Source organism: Bacillus cereus group sp. MYBK5-2 (genome assembly GCF_051915685.1).
Classification (GTDB): domain Bacteria; phylum Bacillota; class Bacilli; order Bacillales; family Bacillaceae_G; genus Bacillus_A; species Bacillus_A cereus.
Window position 1 is genome coordinate 172,162 of record NZ_JBQAFE010000007.1, and the last position, 7,278, is coordinate 179,439.

Genomic DNA, 7,278 nt, shown 5'->3' on the forward strand with positions numbered 1-7,278 from the left:
GGTACTACAATAAAAGAGCCTTACCTCTCTAGGCAAGACTCTACTAGTTTAGTTGTATACTATTTACATGATAACTAAGAAACAGAAAACATATAACACCAAATAACAGCACCCTATTACTCCTCCTACAGCTAATACCTGTTTAACCCAACTCTTAAATTTTTGATTACTGTAAATCGCTTGCACTCTTTCCATATTTCCTCCTATTAAGGAGAACCCTTAAAGACTCTCACCTCGCTATAGTACCATTAAAAAATGAATAATAGAGATCTAATGTATAAATATGCAATATTGCATACGGAAATGTATTGTTATTATTGTAAGCGCTTACTATAATAAGGTTATAAAGATTTATCACATCTTAATACGAAAAAGAGGAGAGAATAATATGGAAATCGCGATGGCAGTTTTAAAATTTATAGGTGGAGCAATCCCATTAATTCAAGAACTTCTAAAAGCATTTATGTAAATTCACTATTTAGCAATTATTTATAAAAATTATCATACAAATGATCTGTATATCAAAAATGAATTGGCTTACAGATCATTTGCGTGATCAAGGTCCCTTTAACATGACTAAGGGGCCTTTTTAAAATTTAAAAATAATTAAGGTTACGTCACATCACCATCAAGTTAGCAAAATAAAATGAAACTTTAACTTGATGGTGATGGGGTAACAGTTGTGATTTAGAGATAAGATGAGATTATACAAAGTTTTGCACGTCAGCGATACCGGAAATAAACTTCGCCTTTAGTAGCAAGAATCCCCAATAAAGATAGTCAACTTGCCTATTTAGGAATAGGAGTGTCAATTTAAATGATGCGTTCCAAGGCACTACTCTTCTTCTAAAATAGCATAATAATATTCATCCCACCATTCATTCCCATGTGGTATACACTTCCTGAAATAGCCTTCCCTTCTCATTCCAATCTTCTCCATTACTCGATATGATGGGGTATTTTGTGGCTGACATGTAGCTATAATCCTATGTAATTTCATTTCCTTAAAGCCATATTTCAATGTAGCTTGTGCTGCTTCAGAAGCATATCCTTTATTGAAATATTTAGGATTGAACACCCAACCAATCTCATATGTATGCTCACCAAAATATTTATGAAAAACTATATGACCAATCAGAATATCTTTATCAATTAATACTACAGGAAAGTTCTTAGCGTTTTCACCAATGTTTTCATTCACAAAGTTTCTTGTATTTTCTTCAGTAAAAACCCCTTCAGGTATGTATTTCATAACATTGATATCTGATGTATACTCATGAACAGCTTGCCAATCTTTGAACTCAAATTTTCGTATTAATAATCTTTCTGTTTTTATAAACATTTACTTTCCCCCTCAAAAAATTGCAACTATATTTAAACTCCACTTTTAAGGTGAAAATACGGGCCAAACAAACTATCTTACAGCTTGACTTTAGAAACTTTAGGGATAATGCTTTGACAAATATATTATATAACAAATATTAACATCCACGGGATTTGTTTTTGAAAATTATGTTAATTAATAAAGAAAGTAGTTTTTTCTTAGATATTATTGTTAATAACTGATGGTATCATTATATTTCATTCTGCAACTTATTTAGAAAAGCTATGTACATTTCGAAGAAGTTCTTCAATAAGTTTTGTTTTTTCATTTACCTTTGTGGCATATGTGAAATCACCATAACAATATGGATACCTAAAATTATTTTTATTTCCACCACAAGTATACATCGCTGGATTTTGATCAACTTTCATCTTAGAAAATTTTTTGGCCGAATCCTCCGAATGTTGTTTAACTTCTTGACTAGCAATAAAATCAATATACCCTGGCCCCATATTATAACTTTGAATAATTGTATCCATGCTAACATCCTTGTCCGTTCCATATTTGTACATTTTAGCAAAGTGCTTTACCCCCTGTTCAATGCTCAAGCTTGTCTCTTGAATTTCATTTGGCTTTAATCCAAGTGATTCAGATGACTGCATAGGATCGTTTCCCTCACCTCTACTCTCTTGATACATAATTCCTAATAAAATTGGTGTTTTCTCTCCTAAATTATATTTTTCTAATTCTTTTTTTAAGGTAGACTCATATTGCAATACACGTTTTTCGGTGGCTTGCGCTTTATTTTGTTGAATATTGGTTTTATGATTAAAATATAGCATTCCAAGTATTGTTCCTAAGCCTAAAATACTAATAAGGAACACTTTTATAATTTGTTTTTTACTTGTATCCTTCATATATTCCTCCTCGTATAAGAAATTCAATTTTTCAAAGGTAATTGGTTATATACAAACTATGTAATGAACATCTATCTCCCGCCCTTTTTAGACTCATATATCAATACTTTAAGGTTTCAAGTTTAATATAAAAATTTAAAGATAAGGTAAAGATAAGATAAAGATAAAATAAAGGGTATTTTTAGCGTACTTTAAAAGATATTGCTACAAAGGGATATATGGGACAACTTGTTGATATGAATGGATTTAGTGATAATTGAAAGGTTATTGTACAAGTTATTAATTATGGAGACATCATTCCAGAAGATTTAACCTATCTTTTCAATATGCTTTATATAAAAACTACAACATAACATATAATAAAAAACGGCGAACCCTCCACCTAGGAGAATCCACCATCACAAATAACTAATTATTTCACACCTATTTTTTTTGCTTTCCTAGGGAGCCCGTCTTCCAGCACTTCCTCCCAAGCTGTTACACCTGGAATATGATATGATTGCATTTGAAACAGGGCTTTGGGAAGCAGCAGCTGTTCAGCAAAATTTTGATAACTCAACCGCTACAGAAGCGATGAAACAATCCTTATACTCTGTATGGAAAGCTGAGGAACTTGAACAATTATTTACCAATATGAAAGAACAAAAAGAAAAAGAAAAGCCACTCACATTAGCTGGTTTTGATATGAATTTGTTTTATAAATCTTCATTCCGCCCTTATGCAAAAGAATGGTTGCAAAAAGTAAATCCTGAAGTAAAGAGTGAATTTGATACAGCAGTTTCAGAGTTGATTGAACTGGATAGGTATTACAATAAAAATAAAACATATTTCAAAAATGATATTAGACTTTACGAAGATGCAGCAATACAATTATGTTGGCCCAAATATGATGGATTATCTTCCACAGCGTATCAAAGACCAAATGGACACAATTGGTGTATTTGCGTATAGTGGAAGCAGTTGGGATGATGTTAATGAAGATGTTATTCCTGTACATAATGAACATGAAGAACCAAGCGTTGAAAAAATCATCAGCCCAGTAGGAAGTCCCCATGTTTTCGTTAACTTAAAAGGAGAAAGTAACCGACCAGAAACTTCATGGATGTTTACTCCTACTGCAGCAAGTTATTGGGGAAATAAATTAAAAGAAGAAATCATGATTCCGACAGAACAATATGATGGCATTCTCTGGTTAGAAAAAATATCACCTTCTGTACTGAAGTGAAAAATAAGAGCCTCCAATAAAGTAATGGAGGCTCTTTTCAATTAAGTTAGAATTTGAGGCAAAGGCGCTAAGAAAGTCTTTATACTGCTTAATGTTTATTTGTACTCTATAACCATTATTTTGAACAATTTACCATTCCCCTTCAACTTGTACATATGGTCCTATAATCAATTTCCGCCTTTACAAAGAGTCCTGCGGTGTTCATCATGATAAACAGTTAACAAGAATAGCGAAGCAACGGCCTTGGAAATATGAAAATCCGCAAGGACTCGGAAACAATATATTTGGAATGTCTAATAATTCAATTTCATGAAAAGAATGACGGAATCTCGCAGCAATTGCAAATGCCATCACATCCACTCCCAGCTATACGTAAAGCACAATTAGTATATCAATAAGATCTATGTTTCGTGCAGAAATCCCCTTTTTCTCCCCAGACTTATCTACAAGAATAAAAAAGGAAACACAAGATATGTTCCCTTTTCACTATTTGTTTTCTACAATTTTAATTCCAATGTTTCTAGATGTAGAATAGATCCGATCCCTGGCAGGTAGACATCTTCCTCCTTCAGCAGGGATAAGGAAATTTCCGTTTCTACTAGTGACGGAAGATTGCGCACGCCAAATAATAATACTTTTCCCCCTATTGCCCAAATGACGCGGGGTATGCATGGAAATCGTAAGGTTGTTTATGTATGTAATTGTTCCTGTTCTTAAACATTTTAGGGTATCTATTTTTATTATATTTTGCTTTTTTAGTATCTCTTATTTTTATTGTTTGATTGTTATGACTGGCACTTGCTCGGTTTCGGAAATTTCACTGTAACCATAATAAAGTAGAAAAAACAATAAAATAATTGTCCAAATAAATATAAACACTTTGTAACTATACTTCATATGAAAAACCTCATTTTCCCTATATAAGTGAATGTACATACATCCCATAAATCCGATTACATAAATTATCAGATATTTCAGTAGTAGAGAATCATTAAGTATTAGAAATTGTTATTCATAAACATATCCAAGAAATCTTCAAAAAATATCATCTAGACATTTCATAAAAATGCACAGATAATATTTTTACGTTTAGCTAAGTAATGCTTATTATGTAATAAATCTTTATCTCTATTTCACCTTAATGTTTATATGTACAAGAGTCTGTGTAGCAACTAGGCTGTACTTTAAATATGTACTAAATTGTGTGTGGGAAAGGAAGCACATTTTATTTAAAGTTGTTACTTTAAACCCTTTAATTAGTTAGTAGTCTTCTTCATTCAGACAGAAAGGAAATTTAAAGTGTGCACGTATTTTCAACTCAGACTCTTTACTACACACACTCCTATACACATAAAACATCTATACCTTTCGTAACATTAAGGAAACAAAAGAGAAATGACATAGAAATGATTATAATATTTCGTAACATTTTTGTAACACAAATGTAACACAATGCATTTAATCGTACAATACTTTTTTAGCTAATTATCAACAAAGCATTGTTAATGTCATTAAAAGTACTTAAGTCTGCACTAATCGCAAACGCGGAACCGCCATCTTGTTTAATTTGATCCACTACACTTTCTGCTTCTTCTTTTCTTTTACTATAGTGAACAACGACTAACGCACCAGCCTGTGCCAAATGTAAGGCAATACTTCGGCCTATCCCTCTACTAGCCCCTGTTACCAATGCAATTTTCCCCTTCAATTTATTCATCTCATCATCCCCTTGTTTAAAAAATTCTACTTAGTTATATCACAAGATACCCTTTGAAATGTTGCTCACTAATTTGATATCCATAAAACCAAAAGGCCCACTCATAATTATAAGAGTCGGCCTTTTTACTTCACATATTGCATCCCTAACTGTTATGTACTTTGTATTAAGTATAATAAAGAATCTAGATGGTATTATAAGTAAGCTTAAACTAAAGTCAATTCATATACATTTTGCTTAGAGTTTCTGCATTTAAACAGTTCGTTTAGGCTTCTATGCATATATTCAATAAAATTTCAGCAATGCCTGTATTTATCATCATTAATATTTTTGTTTCTTAGGCATGAGCATACTTTGAAAAATCCTAAAAACTAGTTGATAATCTTTTAGAATCTAACTTTCCTATAATACTCTTTGCTATTTCTTCAATATTTTCATTTAGAAAGAAATGATTACCTTCAAAAGAATGAAAAGTACACGTTTTACTTGTGTATCGTTCCCATTTTATTACTTGATCATATGTAGTAAATTCATCATTTTCCCCATTAAATATAAGAAAATCAATATCACATGGTTGTGTATTTTTGTCATGAATATACGTCTCAACGATTTTAAAATCTGCTCTTAGAATAGGGAGAAAGATCTCCATTAATTCTTCTGATTGCAGTACCCCAGATGGTGTACCTCCCATTGCAATAACTTCTCTTTTAAATTGTTCGTTAGAAAGATTATGTCGGATATTTTTTATTTTACTATTTGGATGATTTCTACCGGATAAAACAAGAAATTTAGGCAATACGCTTTTAGAATCTTGTATTTTTCTAGCTACTTCATAGGCAATCAAACTTCCCATACTATGCCCAAATAAAATATATGGCGAATCATCTATCTGCATAACGATATTATTATAGACATCATTTACCGCTTCTTCCATACTTCCGTACAAATTTTCTTCAATTCTATATCCTCTACCAGCTAACTCTATCGGCACTATCTCAATATATGGATTAAAGTAATTTTTCCATTTTGCGTAACTAAACGCAGATCCCCCAGCATGTGGAAAACAAAAAAGTTTAGTCTTCTGCATTGATTTTCTCCTTACTTTCAAATTTGTATATATTTTGGCAAATTGTATAAATGTCTTTAATTATTATCTCTTGTGGAAATTCATCTCTTGTTGCACAAACAGATAACTTATAATTTGGATCAATGTTATATTGTTTAAAGTAAAAGTTTTTAGGTATATTCTTGTATGAAATTAAAGTTCGTGACTCTTTTTTTATAGAGAATGAATTTAACGGGATATAAAGTCCTTTTCCAATCGTTTTGATATAACTTTCTTTTAATGTCCATAAATCATAAAAATAATTAATTTGTTCATCAGAATTCATATTAGATATATCATAAAATTCATCCGCTGAAAAAAATTCATGTGCTAATTTAAAAGCCTCTATTTCTGAAACTTTTTCTATATCAATACCCACATTAAAATTAGCAGTAGCACAAACCACCCATTCTCCTGAATGTGACACATTAAAATGAAAGTCAGAAAATTTTTCAACAAAAGGTTTTCCATACTCATTATATCTAAATCTAATTTCTTCATTATTAATTTTATACTTTTGGCAGATTAGAGATCGAATTAGTAAATCTCCTATCAGAGTTCTATTAATGTCGCATGAATTTAATAAACGCTTCATTCGTTCTTTCTTCTCATTTGAAACTAAGTTACTAAGTTGCTTAAGCAAATGACTTTCAATATTCTTTGGTATTTTCACAGCTTGAATTTGTATAATAAATCACTTCCTTTTTTAAAGAATTACTTCATATATGAACGTTACAGAAACTCAAATTAACTTTATTAAATTGCATATACAATAGAAAAGGTGCATATTTACATATCAATGAAAATATGCACCTTCCCTCAGTAATATCATCAGGCATTCGCTTCTATTACAAAGATTTCTATGTCTCTACCAATTACTTTTTACATTATCCCCTTAAAAAGTAATGCTCTTAATATATTCATTATTCCCTACACTTGATATGCAGGTATTGGTCTCCCCTTTTCGTTCATTGCGTTGCATCTTTTGCA

6 protein-coding genes and 2 pseudogenes are annotated in these 7,278 nt (G+C 31.2%); 2 read left to right on the forward strand and 6 right to left on the reverse strand.

All coding sequences use genetic code 11. From position 1 onward, the window contains the following. Positions 1-283: 283 nt before the first annotated feature. The gene (locus tag ACTFP3_RS22350; protein ID WP_063547319.1) at positions 284-469 is read left to right on the forward strand and encodes a hypothetical protein; all 186 of its coding nucleotides are present in this window, start codon (positions 284-286) and stop codon (positions 467-469) included. Between the two features lie 366 nt (positions 470-835). On the opposite strand, the gene ACTFP3_RS22355 is transcribed toward ACTFP3_RS22350, so the two are convergent. Both ACTFP3_RS22355 and ACTFP3_RS22360 read right to left on the reverse strand, forming a co-directional pair. Then, positions 836-1,342 carry a GNAT family N-acetyltransferase gene (locus ACTFP3_RS22355; RefSeq protein ID WP_000470146.1) on the reverse strand — a complete coding sequence of 169 codons (507 nt, stop codon included), beginning with the start codon at positions 1,340-1,342 and terminating at the stop codon, positions 836-838. 251 nt (positions 1,343-1,593) lie between these two features. Continuing rightward, positions 1,594-2,241 carry a lysozyme family protein gene (locus ACTFP3_RS22360; protein WP_000655733.1) on the reverse strand — a complete coding sequence of 216 codons (648 nt, stop codon included), beginning with the start codon at positions 2,239-2,241 and terminating at the stop codon, positions 1,594-1,596. Between the two features lie 471 nt (positions 2,242-2,712). Here ACTFP3_RS22360 and ACTFP3_RS22365 point away from each other — a divergent pair. Then, positions 2,713-3,466 (forward strand): annotated as a pseudogene (locus ACTFP3_RS22365) (erythromycin esterase family protein); the annotation flags it as partial. Positions 3,467-3,670: 204 nt separating this feature from the next. On the opposite strand, the gene ACTFP3_RS22370 reads toward ACTFP3_RS22365, so the two are convergent. From ACTFP3_RS22370 to ACTFP3_RS22385, 4 genes and pseudogenes are all read right to left on the reverse strand, one after another. Then, positions 3,671-3,817 (reverse strand): hypothetical protein, encoded by a 147-nt coding sequence (locus ACTFP3_RS22370; RefSeq protein ID WP_006929300.1) that lies wholly within the window; start codon positions 3,815-3,817, stop codon positions 3,671-3,673. 1,150 nt (positions 3,818-4,967) lie between these two features. Continuing rightward, positions 4,968-5,183: pseudogene (locus ACTFP3_RS22375) on the reverse strand (SDR family NAD(P)-dependent oxidoreductase); the annotation flags it as partial. A gap of 364 nt (positions 5,184-5,547) precedes the next feature. Further along, the gene (locus ACTFP3_RS22380) at positions 5,548-6,270 is read right to left on the reverse strand and encodes a thioesterase II family protein (protein WP_006918054.1); all 723 of its coding nucleotides are present in this window, start codon (positions 6,268-6,270) and stop codon (positions 5,548-5,550) included. Next, positions 6,257-6,961 (reverse strand): 4'-phosphopantetheinyl transferase family protein, encoded by a 705-nt coding sequence (locus ACTFP3_RS22385; RefSeq protein ID WP_042866929.1) that lies wholly within the window; start codon positions 6,959-6,961, stop codon positions 6,257-6,259. The genes ACTFP3_RS22380 and ACTFP3_RS22385 overlap by 14 nt, the downstream gene beginning before the upstream one ends. Positions 6,962-7,278: the final 317 nt, after the last annotated feature.

Excerpts from the sequence above, each read along its gene's own strand:
- ACTFP3_RS22355 (WP_000470146.1), bottom strand. The coding sequence starts at position 1,342 with ATGTTTATAAAAACAGAAAGATTATTAATACGAAAATTTGAGTTCAAA.
- ACTFP3_RS22360 (WP_000655733.1), bottom strand. The coding sequence starts at position 2,241 with ATGAAGGATACAAGTAAAAAACAAATTATAAAAGTGTTCCTTATTAGT.
- ACTFP3_RS22350 (WP_063547319.1), top strand. The coding sequence starts at position 284 with ATGCAATATTGCATACGGAAATGTATTGTTATTATTGTAAGCGCTTAC.
- ACTFP3_RS22380 (WP_006918054.1), bottom strand. The coding sequence starts at position 6,270 with ATGCAGAAGACTAAACTTTTTTGTTTTCCACATGCTGGGGGATCTGCG.
- ACTFP3_RS22370 (WP_006929300.1), bottom strand. The coding sequence starts at position 3,817 with ATGGCATTTGCAATTGCTGCGAGATTCCGTCATTCTTTTCATGAAATT.